14 protein-coding genes and 2 pseudogenes are annotated in these 17,228 nt (G+C 71.4%); 13 read left to right on the top strand and 3 right to left on the bottom strand.

Translation table 11 applies throughout. The features are described 5' to 3' along the window. Positions 1–98: 98 nt before the first annotated feature. Positions 99–464 (bottom strand): DUF6479 family protein, encoded by a 366-nt coding sequence (locus tag QQM72_RS36765; protein ID WP_314225137.1) that lies wholly within the window; start codon positions 462–464, stop codon positions 99–101. A gap of 197 nt (positions 465–661) precedes the next feature. Between QQM72_RS36765 and QQM72_RS36770 the strand changes: the two genes are divergently transcribed. The 9 genes from QQM72_RS36770 to QQM72_RS36810 all read left to right on the top strand — a co-directional run bounded on the left by QQM72_RS36770 (position 662) and on the right by QQM72_RS36810 (position 11,009). Continuing rightward, entirely contained in the window at positions 662–1,054 is a 393-nt protein-coding gene (locus QQM72_RS36770) for a ferredoxin (protein ID WP_314225138.1), read from the top strand. A 126-nt stretch (positions 1,055–1,180) separates the two neighbouring features. Further along, on the top strand, positions 1,181–2,359 hold the full coding sequence (locus tag QQM72_RS36775; RefSeq protein ID WP_314225139.1) for an acyl-CoA dehydrogenase family protein: 1,179 nt from the start codon (positions 1,181–1,183) through the stop codon (positions 2,357–2,359). A 6-nt stretch (positions 2,360–2,365) separates the two neighbouring features. After that, positions 2,366–2,497, top strand: coding sequence for a hypothetical protein (locus tag QQM72_RS36780; protein WP_314225140.1), 132 nt, complete (start codon positions 2,366–2,368; stop codon positions 2,495–2,497). Positions 2,498–2,718: 221 nt separating this feature from the next. Next, complete coding sequence (locus QQM72_RS36785; RefSeq protein WP_314225141.1) at positions 2,719–3,276, top strand: DUF4396 domain-containing protein; 558 nt, start codon at positions 2,719–2,721, stop codon at positions 3,274–3,276. A 604-nt stretch (positions 3,277–3,880) separates the two neighbouring features. Beyond that, positions 3,881–5,473 carry a hypothetical protein gene (locus QQM72_RS36790; RefSeq protein WP_314225142.1) on the top strand — a complete coding sequence of 531 codons (1,593 nt, stop codon included), beginning with the start codon at positions 3,881–3,883 and terminating at the stop codon, positions 5,471–5,473. A 234-nt stretch (positions 5,474–5,707) separates the two neighbouring features. After that, positions 5,708–5,971 carry an SHOCT domain-containing protein gene (locus QQM72_RS36795; protein WP_314225143.1) on the top strand — a complete coding sequence of 88 codons (264 nt, stop codon included), beginning with the start codon at positions 5,708–5,710 and terminating at the stop codon, positions 5,969–5,971. A gap of 146 nt (positions 5,972–6,117) precedes the next feature. Continuing rightward, complete coding sequence (locus QQM72_RS36800) at positions 6,118–6,963, top strand: oxygenase MpaB family protein (RefSeq protein ID WP_314225144.1); 846 nt, start codon at positions 6,118–6,120, stop codon at positions 6,961–6,963. A 58-nt stretch (positions 6,964–7,021) separates the two neighbouring features. After that, positions 7,022–9,253, top strand: a complete 2,232-nt coding sequence (locus QQM72_RS36805) for a serine/threonine-protein kinase (RefSeq protein ID WP_314225145.1) — start codon at positions 7,022–7,024, stop codon at positions 9,251–9,253. Positions 9,254–9,404: 151 nt separating this feature from the next. Beyond that, the gene (locus QQM72_RS36810) at positions 9,405–11,009 is read left to right on the top strand and encodes a phytoene desaturase family protein (protein WP_314225146.1); all 1,605 of its coding nucleotides are present in this window, start codon (positions 9,405–9,407) and stop codon (positions 11,007–11,009) included. Here the strand turns inward: QQM72_RS36810 and QQM72_RS36815 are convergent. Continuing rightward, positions 10,923–11,273, bottom strand: a pseudogene (locus QQM72_RS36815) (SDR family oxidoreductase); the annotation flags it as partial. The gene QQM72_RS36810 and the pseudogene QQM72_RS36815 overlap by 87 nt on opposite strands. Here QQM72_RS36815 and QQM72_RS36820 point away from each other — a divergent pair. From QQM72_RS36820 to QQM72_RS36835, 4 genes and pseudogenes are all read left to right on the top strand, one after another. Further along, positions 11,267–11,517: pseudogene (locus tag QQM72_RS36820) on the top strand (MmyB family transcriptional regulator); the annotation flags it as partial. The pseudogenes QQM72_RS36815 and QQM72_RS36820 overlap by 7 nt on opposite strands. 69 nt (positions 11,518–11,586) lie before the next feature. Next, positions 11,587–12,696 carry an NAD(P)H-dependent flavin oxidoreductase gene (locus QQM72_RS36825; protein WP_314225147.1) on the top strand — a complete coding sequence of 370 codons (1,110 nt, stop codon included), beginning with the start codon at positions 11,587–11,589 and terminating at the stop codon, positions 12,694–12,696. After that, positions 12,693–14,249 (top strand): acyl-CoA synthetase, encoded by a 1,557-nt coding sequence (locus QQM72_RS36830; RefSeq protein ID WP_314225148.1) that lies wholly within the window; start codon positions 12,693–12,695, stop codon positions 14,247–14,249. Before QQM72_RS36825 ends, QQM72_RS36830 begins: the two co-directional genes overlap by 4 nt. Before the next feature lie 132 nt (positions 14,250–14,381). Then, positions 14,382–15,878 (top strand): acyl-CoA synthetase, encoded by a 1,497-nt coding sequence (locus tag QQM72_RS36835; protein WP_314225149.1) that lies wholly within the window; start codon positions 14,382–14,384, stop codon positions 15,876–15,878. Here QQM72_RS36835 and paaK read toward each other — a convergent pair. Further along, the gene (gene paaK / locus QQM72_RS36840) at positions 15,873–17,168 is read right to left on the bottom strand and encodes a phenylacetate--CoA ligase PaaK (RefSeq protein ID WP_314225150.1); all 1,296 of its coding nucleotides are present in this window, start codon (positions 17,166–17,168) and stop codon (positions 15,873–15,875) included. The genes QQM72_RS36835 and paaK overlap by 6 nt on opposite strands. Positions 17,169–17,228 lie beyond the last annotated feature (60 nt).

A 17,228-nucleotide genomic window follows, 5' to 3' on the forward strand; every position in this document is an offset into this window, starting at 1 on the left:
TCACGACCGTGACGGCCCGCCCCGCTCGACTCCTCCCGTGTGGCCTGGTGCGACCGGTTCCGGTCGCCCTTCGGCTCGGCTCGGCCGGCCGGTCCGGGTCAGTGGGATCCGATGCCGCCCCCGCCGAACGAGCCACTGCTGCCGCGGCTCCAGCGCGGCCGTGTCTTGTCCCCGCTCGACCGGGTCTGCATGTTGGTCAGCTCGTACGGCGTGAGGGGACGGCCGCCCTTCGGCGTCCGCGGCACCTCGTCGGGTTCCCGGTTCTCGCGTATCTCGTGCACCGCGCCCTCCGGCGGGAGGTGCGGCTGTTCCTCGGGGCGCGGCCGGGCCGACTCGCGCGACTTCTCACGCGTGCCCAGCCAGAAGCTGCCCCCCAGGACGGCGAGGACGGCCATCGCGACCGCGAACAGCACGAGACTGAGCAGGCCGCTCGAGGCGGCCAGCTGAACGCTTGCGGTAGTCATATAGGGCGAATACCCAACAAATAGGGCATGAATCCGCCATCAGCGCAGGAACCCGCCGTTCCGGACTCACGGCCCGCCGTTCCGCACCCACGACCCTTCGTGGACGGCATCTCGCGCGCGGCGGCGCGGGGCGGTCGGCGCTGCTTCGCGGGCAGGCCCGCGGGTTTCGTGCCGTCGCGCCCGGCTACCCGTCATGGGTGACCCCGACGACATCTCAGACGTACCAGACATCGCAACAGGAGCTCTTCCGGTTCCTCGAGGACCGCTTCGCCTGCGCCCAGGCGTGCACCGAGTGTGCGCGGGAAAGTGCGCTGCGCGCGAGCCTCGTGGATCCGGACGGGACCGACGATCAGGCGCTGCTGCGCCGCAAGGGCATCATGTGCGCGGAGGTGTGCGACGCGACCTGTCGCGTGCTGTCCGAGGACAACCGCCTGGACGAGGCCGGCATCCGCGCCCAACTGGAGTGGTGCCGGACCGTGTGCCTGGAGACCGCCCACGTCTTCGACAGGCACCCGGGAGCCGAGGAGGGCGCCGCCGCCTGCCGCGCCTGTGCGGAGGCCTGCACGGAATTCATGGCCACGCTGGCCTGAGGCCCGGCGCCCGGGACCTCGAGGAAGAGGGCCCCGCAAGGAAGGGAGTCCCCGCCATTCCCAATTTCTGAAACACGTTCTACCGTGTGCGCCGTCAGGACCGGCCTTGGGGAGCCAGGAGGCGCCGTGCACCTCGACCACACGCCCGAGCAACTGCGACTGCGCAGCGAACTGCGCGCCTACTTCGCCGAACTGGTGCCGCACAACGCCTACGCCCGGCACATCGACCCGGTCGCCGCCAAGAGCTTCTACCGCAAGACGATCCGACGGCTCGGCGCGGACGGCTGGCTCGGCGTCGGCTGGCCCGAGGAGTACGGCGGCCGCGGCCTCACCCCGATCGAGCAGTTCGTCTTCTTCGACGAGGCCGCCCAGGCAGGCGTGCCGCTGCCGCTGATGGCGCTGAACACGGTCGGGCCGACGATCATGCGGTACGGCACCGACGAGCAGAAGGCGTACTTCCTGCCGAAGATCCTCGCCGGTGAGATCGACTTCGCGATCGGCTACAGCGAACCCGACGCGGGCACCGACCTCGCCGCGCTCAAGACGCGCGCGGTGCGCGACGGCGACACCTACGTCGTCGACGGGCAGAAGATCTGGACGACCAACGGCGACACCGCCGACTGGGTGTGGCTCGCGGTGCGCACCGACCCCGAGGCCCCGCCGCACAAGGGCATCACCATGCTCCTCGTGCCGACCGGCGACCCGGGATACTCCTGCACGGTGATCCGCACCCTCGCCTCGCACGACACCACCGCCAGCTACTACGAGAACGTGCGCGTCCCCGTCTCGCGGCGCGTCGGCGCCGAGAACCAGGGCTGGCGACTGATCACCAACCAGCTCAACCACGAGCGGGTGACCCTCGCCGCGCACGGCACGATGGCGATCCGCGCCCTGCACGACGTGCAGCGCTGGGCGACCGGGACGAAGCTCGCCGACGGCCGCCGGGTGGTCGACCTGCCCTGGGTGCGGCGCCTGCTCGCCCGGACCCATGTGAAGCTCGACGCGCTCAAGCTCCTCAACTGGCAGATGGTCGGCGCCCTCCAGAGCGGCACCCTCACTCCACAGGACGCCTCCGCCGTCAAGGTCTACGGCTCGGAGGCCCGCCGGGACGCCTACGCCTGGCTGATGGAGGTCGTCGCCGCCCCGGGCGCACTCCAGGAGGGCTCGGCGGGCGCCGTGCTGCACGGCGAACTCGAACGCGGCTACCGGTCCGCCGTGATCTTCACCTTCGGCGGCGGCAACAACGAGATCCAGCGGGAGATCATCTCGTGGATAGGCCTGGGGATGCCGCGGGTGCGGCGTTAGCCTGCTGTGACCAGGCATTTGTATGCGGCGGAGAACTTCGACTCCATGCCCGGCGTCGTGGTCACCGCCACCGGCGGCCTCGCCGGCATCCGCGACCGGATCCACGCCACCCTGGCGCCCCGCCACCGCGCCGCATGACCGCTCGCTTCACTCGGACCGCAAGGCCGTCGGCCGGATCGCCCAGGGCCGCCGGAGCCCGCTCCCTCGTCGTGGACTTCCGCCTGGCGCCCGTACGTGGCGGGCTCGGCCTACCCCGCATCCTCTGCTGGGCTCAGCGACCCCGCGGAATACCCCAGGGGGGTATACGGTTGTGCTGTGGGTCCGCGGGAGCACACACTGGACGGATTGGGGAGACGGTCATGAACCACAGCACTCAGCACACCAGCACCGCTCACGACCATGCTGCGCACCAGGCGCACCAGGCGCACCAGGCGCACCAGGCGCACCAGGCGCACGCGGGTCACGCCGGGCACCAGGTGGGCTCGGTGACCTGGGGGGCCGCCGCGAAGGCGACGTTGCACTGCCTGACCGGGTGTGCGATCGGTGAGATCCTCGGCATGGTCATCGGCACCGCCCTGATGTGGGGCAACGTGGGCACCACGGTCCTGGCGATCGTGCTGGCGTTCGTGTTCGGCTACTCGTTCACGCTGTTCGCGGTCCGCAAGGCCGGTCTGGACTTCAGGACCGCCCTGAAGGTGGCGCTTGCCGCCGACACCGTCTCGATCGCGGTGATGGAGCTCGTCGACAACGGCATCATCGCCCTGGTCCCCGGTGCGATGGACGCCCACCTCGCGGACACCCTGTTCTGGACCTCACTGCTGGGCGGGTTCGTCATCGCCTTCCTGCTCACGACGCCCGTCAACAAGTGGATGATCGGCCGCGGCAAGGGCCACGCCGTCGTCCACGCCTACCACTGACCAGCCGCTGTGCACCGCGCCCGGCCGCACCTCACGGTGTGGCCGGGCGCGGTCGCGTCGGGGGGCGTTGGCTGCAGGTACCTGGGGCATCGACGGCGGCCGCCCCGGCCCCGCGGGGACCGGTGGAAGACCGGTCGTAGCGGCGGCTCGGACTTCATGTCGCGGAATCCGCGCTCAAGATTGTTCGGATGCGAATGCAGCGCGCATAGCGGACACTGATTGAGGCGCAGTCTCAACTCGGCCACGACCACTGGAGTTTCCGCGTCGTGGCCGACGTGCGGTGAGGCTCGACATGCCCGGTCCTCTTGCGCCAACCGTGGACGTGATCGGCAACGCATTGGAAATCGCCGGCAGTCAACGTCATTCGTGATGATGGAATTAGACGGCACGGCAACGATGGCGTAGAGGATTCTTCTTCTCGATGGGTTGGAATGACCCATTTGCAGGAGGCAACTCCGCATCGGTGGACGTCACCGTCCTTGGGCCGGAAGCAGGTCTCGGCCGGCCAGGTAAATAGGGCTTTCTTTCACGGATCCTCTATAAAGCATGCCGCCGATCGGAGTCCAAGCGATCGCGGCGTCGAACGAGATGGGGTCGAACGACCATGATCTATGACCTGCTCGCCGGCAGTTGGACCTATCGCAGCTTCATCAATCGAGGCGACCTCCTGCCCGACCTCGACCCCGAGAACATCGTGAAGGACGACGTCGACAAGTGGTCCCGTTACCTCTTTGGCCAGGGAGTGATGACGTTTCATCCAACGGTCACGGGCGCGCTCACAGGGCTGTTCGAGATGGGCACCGATGAAAGTCCGCTCGATATGCACCTGAACGGCAGGATCGAGGACAGCGACGGAGTCACCTGGATCAGGTGGAACGCCCATGGCCTGCCCGAAACGCCGAGCGACGGCTGGTTGTACGAGTATGAGGGGCACTACACCACCAAATGGCCGAACGGCCGCCGACAGGTCGACGCGATCGTCGGCTCGGTCGTGCGCAGCCAGCCGCACGACGACCTCGCGCCGAACCAGACGCTCGACCGCGCGGCCCGAGCCGGCAGCGTCGCCTCGTTCGTCATGGTGCGCCCCGCATTCGTCGAGGCGCGCGAGGCGATTCGGCTTCCTCCCGAGATGCTCGAAATGGTGGGCTCGCGGCACCATCGCCTGCACCACGCGATCTGGCACGGGCTGCGGGACAATTGGGCCACACCGAGCGACGGCGATATTTCGGACAGCGACAAGGTGGAGATCACCAATCTCGGTTGGGCCCCGCCGCACCCGAACCAATTCCCCACGCGTGGAACCGTTGACCAGCGCGAGCCGGACAACGGCGCCGGTGAGGATTTCCTCTACATGCATCGCCAGATGCTCCAGGAGGTCCGCGAGCTGCTGAGTGGACACGGTCTGCCCATGATCCAGTCATGGTCGTCCATTCCCGCCCCGAACCGGCAGTCACGGAATCGCGACGGATTTTCCGTGCCCCAGGCCTGGGATCAGGGGCAGGGAGACGCCGCCTTCAAGGGGCTGGCGACCATCAAGAGCGATGAGTACTGGCAATCACGGATGACGTTCCTTGAGCGAAAATTCAAGAATCCGGAATACCTTGCGACACTGTCCCTCGACCAGCTCGGCGCGAAGATCGAATGGTTGATCCACAATCTGATGCACATCCGGTGGTGCTCGCTTCCGACGGAGCCCGAAGATCCGCTCACGCCGCTGCCGGGCGGTCGGCCGCTTACCGATACGTCCGACAAGTGGATCAAGGCGACGCGCAGCGGCAAGCCGTTTTACCACGACGATCTCAACGACACGTTCTCGTCACACGTGCATCCCATCTTCTGGCGCCTGCACGGCTGGGTCGACGACCGCATCGAGGATTGGTACGCCGCGCACACCGCCGCGCATCCGGGGCAGGTCACCCGCAAGACCGTGGGAGCCGTTTCGTGGTTCGCCGAAGGGCCATGGGTCAGCGTCGAGGCCCCCTGGGTGGGCCCGGCGACCGCTGGGCACGATGGACCAGGTGGCCACGTCGGGGATCACGAACACGGAGGACAGGGCCACCCCGGACACGACGTCGTCGCCGTCATGCAGCGGGTCTACGACCTGATCTTCAAGCCCGAGACGACGGCAGTGGTTGCGGCGTCCGCAACGATGGCAGCGCGCAGCGTCCAGTTCACGGGCAAGATCTTTCGACAGTGAGCCCCGCGTTGGCCGTGGTACGCCCTGAGGAACTCCAGACGTTGGTGCGCCTGGCCACCGGGCGTCCATCAGCCCGGCCACCCCTGCCTGACAGGGGCGCTATGGCCCGTCGGCCCTGGACCATTCGGCCCCAGACCGCCACGCCCGGCAGCGGAACAATGCAGGTGAAGGCAAGAAGTCGCTGGGTGCCCTCCGTATCCGGCCACGGAACAAGGCCGAAGCAGGTGAGTGGCGATGATGTTCTGGTACGACCACGATGTCGGCGGCTGGGGCTGGTTCGCGATGTCGGCCGGCATGATCCTCTTCTGGGTGCTGATCATCACAGTCGCCGTGCTGCTCTTCCGCACCCTCAATCAGCCCCACGAGCACACCCACGCCCCGGCCACGCCCTCCGCCGAGGACATCCTCCGCGAGCGGCTGGCCCGCGGGGAGATCGACGAGGACGACTACCGGCGCCGCCTGAACGCACTGCACGCCGGACCTCTCACCAAACCCTGAAGCGGGCTGACCGTATCGGTTGCGGCCGATGCCCTGCGCCGAAGGAGGCTGATCGGCCCCGCTGCCGACGACGCCCACTGCCTGTTCGCGTTGCAGGTCACGAACGTTCCCTGGCGCCAACCGGCGATCCTGGCCACACTGCCGGTATGAACGCTGACCCCGGGCTGTTCGGCCCGTCGAGTGTGACCTGGCAGCTGCACGGCGACCCGATGATGTGGGTCGCCGGGGTCCGCGCGCTCTACCTCCAGGCACTCCACCCGCGTGCCGTGCGCGGGGTCATGCAGAACTCCGACTTCCGGCGCGACGCCTGGGGCCGGCTGATGCGCACCGCCGACTTCGTCGGGACCACGACGTACGGCACCACCGAGGCCGCCGAGAAGGCCGGCGCCCGCGTCCGCAGGATCCATCGCCTGCTGTCCGCGACCGATCCGGACACGGGGGAGCGGTACGGCGTCGACGAACCCGCGCTGCTGCTGTGGGTGCACTGCGCCGAGATCGACTCCTACCTGCACGTCCTGCGCCGCTCCGGCTACCCCCTCTCCGACGCCGCAGCCGACCGCTACCTCGCCGAACACCGCGTCAGCGCCCGCCTGGTGGGGCTCGACCCCGACGCGGTACCCGCCGGCCGGACCGACATGGACGCGTACTTCGAGAAGCTGCGCCCCGAACTCGCCGCCGGGGCGGAGGCGCACGAGGTGGACGACTTCCTGCTGCGGCCGCCGGTCCACCCGCTGCTCGTCCCGGCGCGCGCCCTGCTGTGGCGGCGGGTGGCGCACCTGGCGTACGCCTCCCTGCCGCCGTACGCCCACCAGCTGTACGGCAGACGGGCCCCGAAACCCGCCACCGTCACCAGGGAGTTGCGTGCCATGGGCACCCTGCTGCGCTGCGTTCCCGCACGTGTGCGGTGGCAACTCCCGCCCCAACACGTCCTGCGGGCCATGGCGAGGCTCGGCCCCGAAGCTCGCCCTGCCCCGTTCAAAGTCGGGCGATAGGCCGCCATACTGGACCGGCCAGGGGAGGGCCGGAAAGCAACGGGGGCGGCGGCGCACTATGGCGGAGAGCAGGGTGATCCAGGGCCGGTACCGGCTGCTGGACCGGATCGGGCGCGGTGGCATGGGCGAGGTGTGGCGGGCCCGTGACGAGTCCCTCGGCCGGCAGGTGGCCGTGAAGTGCCTGAAACCGATCGCCCCGCACCACGACCCGGCCTCCGGGCGCGTCCTGCGGGAGCGGTTCCGGCGTGAGGGCCGCGTCGCGGCCGCGCTCCAGCACCGCGGGGTGACGGTCGTCCACGACTTCGGCGACAGCGACGGTGTCCTCTTCCTGGTCATGGAGCTGCTCGACGGCAGCAACCTGTGCCAGTTGCTGGACGACAACGAGCGCCGGCCGCTGCCCGTCGCCGACGTCGTGGAGGTCGCCGACCAGGTCGCCGCGGCCCTCGCCTACACGCACCGGCAGGGCGTGGTGCACCGCGACCTGAAACCCGCGAACATCGTGCGGCTCGCCGACGGCACGGTGAAGATCTGCGACTTCGGCATCGCCCGCCTCGGCCACGACATCGGCTTCACCTCCCGTCTCACCGGCACCGGCATCGCCATGGGAACCCCGCACTACATGTCGCCGGAGCAGATCGGCGGGGAGGAGGTCGACCAGCGCAGTGACCTCTACTCGCTGGGCTGCGTGCTGTACGAGATCGCCACCGGGGCCCCGCCGTTCGACCTGGACGACCCCTGGGCGATCCTCGTCGGCCACCGGGACACCCCGCCCCGGCCCCCGCGCGAACTCCGCCCCGACCTGCCCGGCCATCTCGACCGGATCATCCTGGACCTGCTGGCGAAGGGGCCGGACCAGCGCCCCCAGGACGCCCGCGAGATCGTCCGGCGCATCGCCGCGGGCCGCACCGCACCGGCGTACATACCGACCCTGGTGACGCCCCGGCCCGAGCCGCGGCCGACCGGGCCCGCCGGTCGCGAGCCGCGGCTGCCGTCCTGGACGCAGGGCATGACGACCGGTCACAAGGCCACCGGCGCCGCGCTGCGGGTCATGCCGCCGGACGCGGGGGCGGCCCTGACCGGCGAGTGGATCCCCCGGCCGGCGCTCGGCGCGGTCCCCGCCCCGCCGGCCCCGGACACGCCGTCCCCGCAGGCGCTCAGCGCGCTCGCCGGACGGCACGGCGCCGGCCTCGGCCTGGGGCGGCTCGGCCGGTGGGCGGAGGCCGGGGAGGTGCACCGCGCGGTCGCCGCCGAACGCGCGCACCTGCTGGGCGCGGACCACCCCGAGACGCTCGCCAGCCGCTACGAGGTCGCCTTCACCCTGAGTCGCACCGGCCGCGCGGCCGACGCGCTGCGCGAGTACCAGCACGTGGCCGCCGCCCGTACCCGGGTGCTCGGCGCCGACCATGCCGACACGCTCGCCACCCGGCAGGAGATGGCCTACGTGCTCGGCCGGCTGGGCCGCCATTTCGACGCCCACCAGGTGTACGCCTCGGTCCTCGCCGCCCGGGTGCGCACGGCGGGCCCCGACCACCCCGACACCCTGCGCTGCCGCCACAACCTCGCCTTCAACCTCAGCAGGCTCGGCCGGCTGGAGGAGTCCTACCGGATGGCGAGCGAGGTGGCCGTCGCCCGCGGTCGCGTCCTGGGCCCCGTCCATCCGGACACCCTGGTCACCCGCTACGAAGTCGCCTACGCCCTCGGTCAGTTGGGCCGCTGGCCGGAAGCGCTCCAGACCTACCGCGAGGTCGCCGCGGCCCGCGCGCAGGCCCTCGGCCCCGACCACCCCGACACCCTCGCCGCCCGCTACGAGACCGGCATCAGCCTGGGCCGTCTCGGCCGCAGCGCGGAGGCGCTCCAGCTCTACCGCGACCTCGTGGACGACCGCACCCGCATCCACGGCCCGGCGCACCCCGAGACCCTGCGGGCCCGTCACGGTCTCGGCGTCAACCTCGGCCGGCTGGGCCGCTGGGAGGAGGCTCTCGCCGAGTCCCGGGACGTGTGCGCCATCCGGGAGCGCGTGCTCGGCGCCGACCACCCCGACACGCTGGTCAGCCGCCGCGAGGTGGCCGTCGGCCTGGGCTGGCTGGGCCGCTGGACCGACGCCCTGACCGAGTACCGGCGGGTGGCCGCGGCCCGTGAGCACCTGCTGGGCGCCGACCACCCCGACACCCTCGCCGGCCGCAACGACGAGGCCCACTGCCTGGAACGGCTCGGCCGGGGCCAGGAGGCGGTCGAGCTGTACCGGCGGGTGGCGGTGCTGCAACAGCACCGCGCGGCGGGCGGGGCGTAGGTCTCGGGCCAAGCCCGGCTCCGTGTACCGCCGCCGGGCGCGCATCGCCGCGCGTACCCCGCCCTCGGCTCCTGCCGACCTCCCTGGCGGTCGGCTGCGCCGGCCGTGACCACCTCTGGCCGACCTTGATCGGCTCGTGTTACGAAGAACCATGCCTGCACACGAGGGACACGAGGAACACGACGGACACGCGGATCACCGGGGACACCGCGCCTATGACGCCGTGATCGTCGGCGGCGGCCACAACGGCCTGGTCGCCGCCGCCTATCTGGCCCGGGCCGGCCGGTCCGTGCTGGTGCTGGAACGGCTCGACCACACCGGCGGCGCCGCTGTCTCCACCCGCCCGTTCACCGGCGTGGACGCCCGGCTGTCCCGCTACTCGTACCTGGTCAGCCTGCTGCCGCAGAAGATCGTGGCCGACCTCGGGCTGGACTTCCGCGTCCAGGGCCGCACCATCTCCTCGTACACCCCCGTGGAGCGCGGCGGGCGGCCCACCGGACTGCTCGTCGGCGGCGGCGCGCAACGCACCCGGGAGGCGTTCGCACGGCTGACCGGCGGCGAGCGCGAGTACGCGGCCTGGGAGCGCTTCTACGGCATGACCGGGCGCCTCGCCCGGCGGGTCTTCCCCACCCTCACCGAACCGCTGCCCACCCGGGACGAACTGCGCCGCCGCGTGGACGACGAGGAGGCCTGGCGGACCCTGTTCGAGGAGCCCGTCGGCGTCGCCGTCGAGGAGCGCTTCACGGACGACCTGGTGCGGGGTGTGGTCCTGACCGACGCCCTCATCGGTACCTTCGCCGACGCCCACGACCCCTCCCTGAAGCAGAACCGCTGCTTCCTCTACCACGTGATCGGCGGCGGCACCGGCGCCTGGGACGTACCCGTGGGCGGGATGGGCGCCCTGACCGACGCCCTCGCCGCCGCCGCCCGGGAGGCGGGCGCCGTCCTGGCCACCGGGCACGAGGCCGTACGCATCGACACGGACGGCCGCTCGGCGGAGGTCACCTACCGCACCGCCGACGGCGAGGGCGTCGCCACCGCCCGGCACGTCCTGGTGAACGCCTCCCCGCAGGCGCTCGCGGCCCTCACCGGCGACGCGCCGCCCACCCCCGCCGAGGGCGCCCAGCTCAAGGTGAACATGCTGCTCAAGCGCCTGCCCAGGCTGCGGGACGGCTCCGTCGACCCGCGCGAGGCGTTCGCCGGCACGTTCCACATCGCCGAGGGCTACGAGCAGCTCGCCACCGCCCACGCCCAGGCGGCCGCCGGTGAACTGCCCGCCGCCCCGCCCTCGGAGATCTACTGCCACTCCCTGACCGACCCCACCATCCTCGGCCCGGACCTCGTGGCGCGGGGCTACCAGACGCTGACCCTGTTCGGTCTGCACACTCCCGCCCGGCTCTTCGAGCGGGACAACGACGCCGTGCGCGAGGAACTCCTGAGGGCGACCCTCGCCCAGCTCGACGCCCATCTCGCCGAGCCCCTCGCCGACTGCCTGGCCACCGACGCCGACGGCCGCCCCTGCGTCGAGGCGCGGACCCCGCTGGACCTGGAACGCGACCTCGGGTTGCCCGGCGGCAACATCTTCCACCGCGACCTGGCCTGGCCGTACGCCCAGGAGGGCGCCGGCCGCTGGGGCGTGGAGACCCGGCACGCCAACGTGCTGCTGTGCGGCGCGGGCGCGGTGCGCGGGGGAGGGGTCAGCGGGGTGCCGGGACACAACGCGGCGATGGCGGTGCTGGAGGCGCCCACGGCGTGACGGCTCACCCCGCCCGCCGGTCTCGGTGAGGGTGGTGCCGGGCGCGATGGCGTTCACCCGGATGCCCTCCGGGCCGTAGGTGACGGCGGCCGACGCGGTGAGGCTGTTCAGCGCCCGCTTGGCCGCGCCGTACGCGGGCAGCCAGGGGTTGCCCATGAGACTGCCGACGCTGGACGTGTTCACGATCGCGCCGGTGCCCGCCGTCGCCCGGATCGCGGCGATCTCGGCGGACATGGCCAGCCAGGCGCCCTTGAGACGAACTGCTCACCGGCAGCGCGGAGTTCGCCGAGTTGTGGGCGGCCCACGAGGTGGCGGCGCGGCCCACCCTGTGCAAGACCTTCGACCACCCCCTCGTCGGTCTCGTCACCGTGAACTGCGATGTCCTGGACATCACCGACCGGGACCAGCGGGTGGTCATCTACACGGCCGCCCCGGGAGCTCGCCGTCCGAGCAGGCGCTGCGGCTGCTGTCGGTCGTGGGCACCCAGCGGATGCACGTGCCCGGCTGAGGACAGCAAATCTGACGGAGTATCAGAAAGAGGCTTCCGTCGTCGCACCGGCTGCGGCATCCTGCGCCCATGCAGACGGAGCTGAGCAAGCAACTGGGAGTCGAGCACGCCGTCTTCGGCTTCACGCCGTTCCCCGCCGTCGCCGCGGCCATCAGCCGCGCCGGCGGCTTCGGCGTGCTCGGCGCGGTCCGCTACACCGCGCCCGACGACCTCAGACGCGACCTCGACTGGATCGAGGCGCATGTCGACGGCAGGCCGTACGGCCTCGACGTCGTCATGCCCGCGAAGAAGGTCGAAGGCGTCACGGAGGCGGACGTCGAGGCGATGATCCCCGCAGCGCACCGGCAGTTCGTGCAGGAGACCCTCGCCAAGTACGGGGTGCCCGAGCTGGCCGAGGGCGAGGCGTCCGGATGGCGGATCACCGGCTGGATGGAACAGGTCGCCCGCGGCCAGCTCGACGTCGCCTTCGACTACCCGATCCGGCTGCTGGCCAACGCCCTCGGCTCCCCGCCCGCCGACGTCGTCGCCCGCGCCCACGAACGGGGCGTGCTGGTCGCCGCCCTCGCCGGCAGCGCCCGGCACGCCCGCAAGCACCAGGAGGGCGGCATCGACATCGTCGTCGCCCAGGGGTACGAGGCGGGCGGCCACACCGGCGAGATCGCCTCCATGGTGCTCACCCCCGAGGTCGTCGAGGCCGTCGACCCGCTGCCGGTCCTCGCCGCCGGCGGCATCGGCAGCGGACAGCAGGTCGCCGCCGCCCTCGCGCTGGGCGCCCAGGGCGTCTGGCTCGGATCGGTCTGGCTGACCACCGCCGAGGCCGATCTGCACTCATCCGCCCTCACCCGCAAGCTCCTCGCGGCCGGCTCCGGCGACACGGTCCGCTCCCGCGCCCTCACCGGGAAACCCGCCCGCCAGCTGCGTACCGAGTGGACCGACGCCTGGGACGCCGACGACGGGCCCGGGACCCTTCCCATGCCGCTCCAGGGCCTGCTCGTCGCCGAGGCCGTCTCACGCATCCAGAAGTACGAGGTCGACCCCCTGCTCGGCACGCCCGTCGGTCAGATCGTCGGCCGGATGAACGACGTCCGCAGCGTCCAGGCCGTCTTCGACGACCTCACCCGCGGCTTCGAACGGGCCGTGGACCGCGTCAACCGCATCGCCGGAAGGAGCGGCACATGACCACCAGCACACCCCCCGCGGGCTTCTGGGCCCAGGCGGCCCAGGACCCCGACCGCACGGTCCTGATCGCGCCGGACGGAGAGAAGTGGAGCGCCGGACGTCTGCACGCCGCCGCCAACCGGCTCGTGCACGGACTGCGCGCCGCCGGTCTGGAGCGCGGCGACGCCTTCGCCGTGGTCCTGCCCAACTCGGCCGAGTTCTTCACCGCCCACCTCGCCGCCACCCAGGCCGGCTTCTACCTCGTTCCCGTCAACCACCACCTGGTGGGCCCCGAGATCGCCTGGATCGTCTCCGACTCCGGAGTCAAGGTCCTCCTCGCCCACGAGCGGTTCGCCGACCAGGCACGCCGGGCCGCCGACGAGGCCGGTCTCCCCGCCACGCACCGGTACTCCGTCGGCGCGGTCGAGGGCTTCCGGCCGTACGCCGAACTCCTCGACGGACAACCGCAGTCGCCGCCCGCCGACCGCACCCTCGGCTGGGTCATGAACTACACCTCGGGCACGACGGGCCGCCCGCGCGGCATCCGGCGCCCGCTGCCCGGCAAGCTGCCCGAGGAGGCCTACCTCGGCGGATTCCTCGGCATCTTCGGCGTCCGGCCGTTCGACGACAACGTGCATCTCGTGTGCTCGCCGCTCTACCACACGGCGGTGCTCCAGTTCGCGGCCGCGTCCCTGCACATCGGCCACCCCCTGGTCCTGATGGACAAGTGGACGCCCGAGGAGATGCTCCGTCTCATCGACACCCACCGGTGCACCCACACCCATATGGTCCCGACCCAGTTCCACCGTCTGCTGGCCCTCCCGGCGGACGTCCGGGCCCGCTACGACGTGTCGTCCATGCGGCACGCCATCCACGGTGCCGCGCCCTGCCCCGACCATGTGAAGCGGGCGATGATCGACTGGTGGGGCACCTGCGTGGAGGAGTACTACGCGGCCAGCGAGGGCGGCGGTGCCTTCGCCACGGCCGAGGACTGGCTCAAGAAGCCCGGCACGGTCGGCAGGGCCTGGCCCATCAGCGAACTGGCGGTCTTCGACGACGACGGCAACCGCCTGCCGCCCGGCGAACTCGGCACGGTCTACATGAAGATGACCACCGGCGGCTTCGCCTACCACAAGGACGCCGACAAGACGCGGAAGAACCGCATCGGCGACTTCTTCACCGTCGGCGACCTCGGCGTGCTCGACGAGGAGGGCTACCTCTTCCTGCGCGACCGCAAGATCGACCTGATCATCTCGGGCGGCGTCAACATCTACCCCGCCGAGATCGAGTCCGCGCTGCTCGCCCACCCCGCCGTCGCCGACGCCGCCGCCTTCGGCATCCCGCACGACGACTGGGGCGAGCAGGTGAAGGCCGTGGTCGAACCGGCCCCCGGCCACGCGCCCGGACCCGACCTCGCCGCCGCGCTCCTCGGCCACTGCGCCGAACGGCTGGCCGGCTACAAGCGGCCCAGGAGCATCGACTTCATCACCGAGATGCCCCGCGACCCCAACGGCAAGCTCTACAAGCGGCGGCTGCGGGAGCCGTACTGGGAGGGACGGACCCGGCCCGTCTGAGCGGGGCCCGGGAGACGTGTGACGCGTGGGGCGCCCGTCCCCCCGGAGCGGGCGCCACCGCGACGGCCCGGCCGGCATCCAGGCCCGCCGACGACTTGACCCGCCCCGGCCGCCACCCGAGGATCATGAGTCATGACGCCCGGACATGGCAGCACGGTCGACGGGGTGCTGCGGCGCAGCGCCCGCCGCACCCCGGCACGCGTCGCGGTGGAGTACCGCGACCGCACCTGGACCTACGAGGAACTCGACGAGGCCGTCTCGCGCGCGGCGAGCGTCCTGCTCGGCGAGGGTCTCGCCGCCGGCGACCGGGTCGGCGCCTACGGGCACAACTCCGACGCCTACCTCATCGCCTTCCTCGCCTGCGCCCGCGCGGGACTGGTGCACGTCCCCGTCAACCAGAACCTGACCGGCGAGGACCTGGCGTACATCGTCCGCCAGTCGGGCAGCGCGCTGGTCCTCACCGACCCGGACCTGGCCGGCCGGCTCCCGGCCGGCACCCGGACGCTCGCGCTGCGCGACGCGGACGACTCGCTCCTCGCCCGGCTGCCCGCGACTCCCGCCTACGACGGTCCCGAGCCGCGCTCCGAGGACCTGGTGCAGCTGCTCTACACCTCGGGCACGACGGCTCTGCCCAAGGGCGCGATGATGACCCACCGCGCCCTGGTGCACGAGTACCTGAGCGCGATCACCGCCCTCGACCTGAGCGCCGGCGACCGCCCCGCGCACTCCCTCCCGCTGTACCACTCGGCGCAGCTGCACGTGTTCCTGCTGCCGTACCTCGCGGTGGGCGCGACGAACATCGTGCTGGACGGGCCCGACGGCGACCGTCTCTTCGACCTGATCGAGGCGGACCGCGTCGACAGCCTCTTCGCGCCGCCGACCGTGTGGATCGGCCTGGCCAACCGCCCCGACTTCGCGACCCGTGACCTGAGCGGGCTGCGCAAGGCGTACTACGGGGCGTCGATCATGCCGGTGCCCGTACTGGAGCGGCTGCGTGAACGCCTGCCGAAGCTGGGTTTCTACAACTGCTTCGGGCAGAGCGAGATCGGTCCGCTCGCCACCGTCCTCGCCCCCGACGAGCACAAGGGCCGGCTGGACTCCTGCGGGCGCCAGGTCCTGTTCGTGGACGCCCGTGTCGTCGACGAGAACGGCAAGGACGTGCCCGACGGCACGGCCGGTGAGATCGTCTACCGGTCCCCGCAGCTGTGCGAGGGCTACTGGGACAAGCCCGAGGAGACCGAGGCCGCCTTCCGCGACGGCTGGTTCCACTCCGGCGACCTCGCCGTGCGCGACGCCCACGGCTATTTCACGATCGTCGACCGGGTGAAGGACGTCATCAACTCCGGTGGGGTGCTGGTCGCCTCCCGCCAGGTCGAGGACGCGCTGTACACCCACGACGCCGTCGCCGAGGCCGCCGTGATCGGCCTGCCCGACGAGAAGTGGATCGAGGTGATCACGGCCGTGGTCGTGGCGCGCGGCGAGGTCACCGAGGAGGAACTCGTCGCCCACGCCCGCGAGAACCTTCCTCACTTCAAGGCACCGAAGCGGGTGCTGTTCGTGGCGGAGCTGCCACGCAACGCCAGCGGCAAGATCCTCAAGCGGGAGCTGCGCGAACGGTTCGCGTCATGACTTCCGCAGGTCCGCGATCCGCCTGAGCTTGCCCACCGACCGCTCCAGCGACTCCGGATCGACGATCTCGACGCCGACCGACACACCGATCCCGTCCTTCACGGCCGCCGCGATGGTGCGCGCGGCCGTGTCACGGTCCTCGGGGGTCGCGTCGGGGCGTGCCTCCGCGCGGACCGTGAGGGCGTCGAGGCGGCCCTCGCGGGTCAGGCGGAGCTGGAAGTGGGGCGCCACGCCCGGCGTGCGCAGCACGATCTCCTCGATCTGGGTGGGGAAGAGGTTCACCCCGCGCAGGATGACCATGTCGTCGCTGCGTCCGGTCACCTTCCGCATCCGCCGGAAGACCCGGGCCGTGCCCGGCAGCAGCCGGGTCAGGTCACGGGTGCGGTAGCGGACGACCGGCATCGCCTCCTTGGTCAGCGAGGTGAAGACCAGTTCGCCCTCCTCGCCCTCCGGGAGCACCTCGCCGGTGATCGGGTCGACGACCTCGGGATAGAAGTGGTCCTCCCAGATGTGCAGGCCGTCCTTCGTCTCCACGCACTCCTGCGCGACCCCGGGACCGATCACCTCCGACAGCCCGTATATGTCGACGGCGTCGATCGCGAACCGGTCCTCGATCTCCTGGCGCATCCGTTCCGTCCACGGCTCGGCGCCGAAGACACCCACCCGCAGCGAGGTGGAGCGCGGATCGACGCCCTGGCGTTCGAACTCGTCGAGCAACGTGAGCATGTAGGAGGGGGTCACCATGATGATCCGGGGCTCGAGATCCAGGATCAACTGCACCTGACGGGACGTCATGCCGCCGGACGCGGGGATCACCGTACAGCCGAGGCGTTCGGCACCGTAGTGGGCGCCGAGGCCGCCGGTGAACAGGCCGTAGCCGTAGGCCACATGGACCGTGTCGCCGGGCCGGCCGCCGGCCGCGCGGAGTGAACGGGCCACCATGTCGGCCCACATGGCCAGGTCGGCGTCCGTGTAGCCGACGATCGTGGGGCGGCCGGTGGTGCCGCTGGAGGCGTGGATGCGGCGGATGCGGTCCCGGGGCACGGCGAACATCGCGTACGGGTAGTGCTCGCGCAGGTCGGCCTTGGTGGTGAACGGGAAGCGGGACAGGTCGCCGAGGGCGCGGCAGTCGTCGGGGTGGACGCCCGCCTTGTCGAAGGACTCGCGGTAGAAGGGCACATGGGCGTACGCGTGGCGCAGTGAGGCCCGCAGCCGCTCCAACTGCAGGGCGCGCAGGGCGTCCTCGTCGAGGCGCTCGCCCTCGTCCAGCAGGTTCCTCGCATCCGTCATGGGGCTTTCTCCCTCATCACCCTGGTCACCCTCGTCGGACCACGCCGACACGGCCATCGA

It is taken from the genome of Streptomyces zaehneri, assembly GCF_032248645.1.
Classification (GTDB): domain Bacteria; phylum Actinomycetota; class Actinomycetes; order Streptomycetales; family Streptomycetaceae; genus Streptomyces; species Streptomyces coriariae.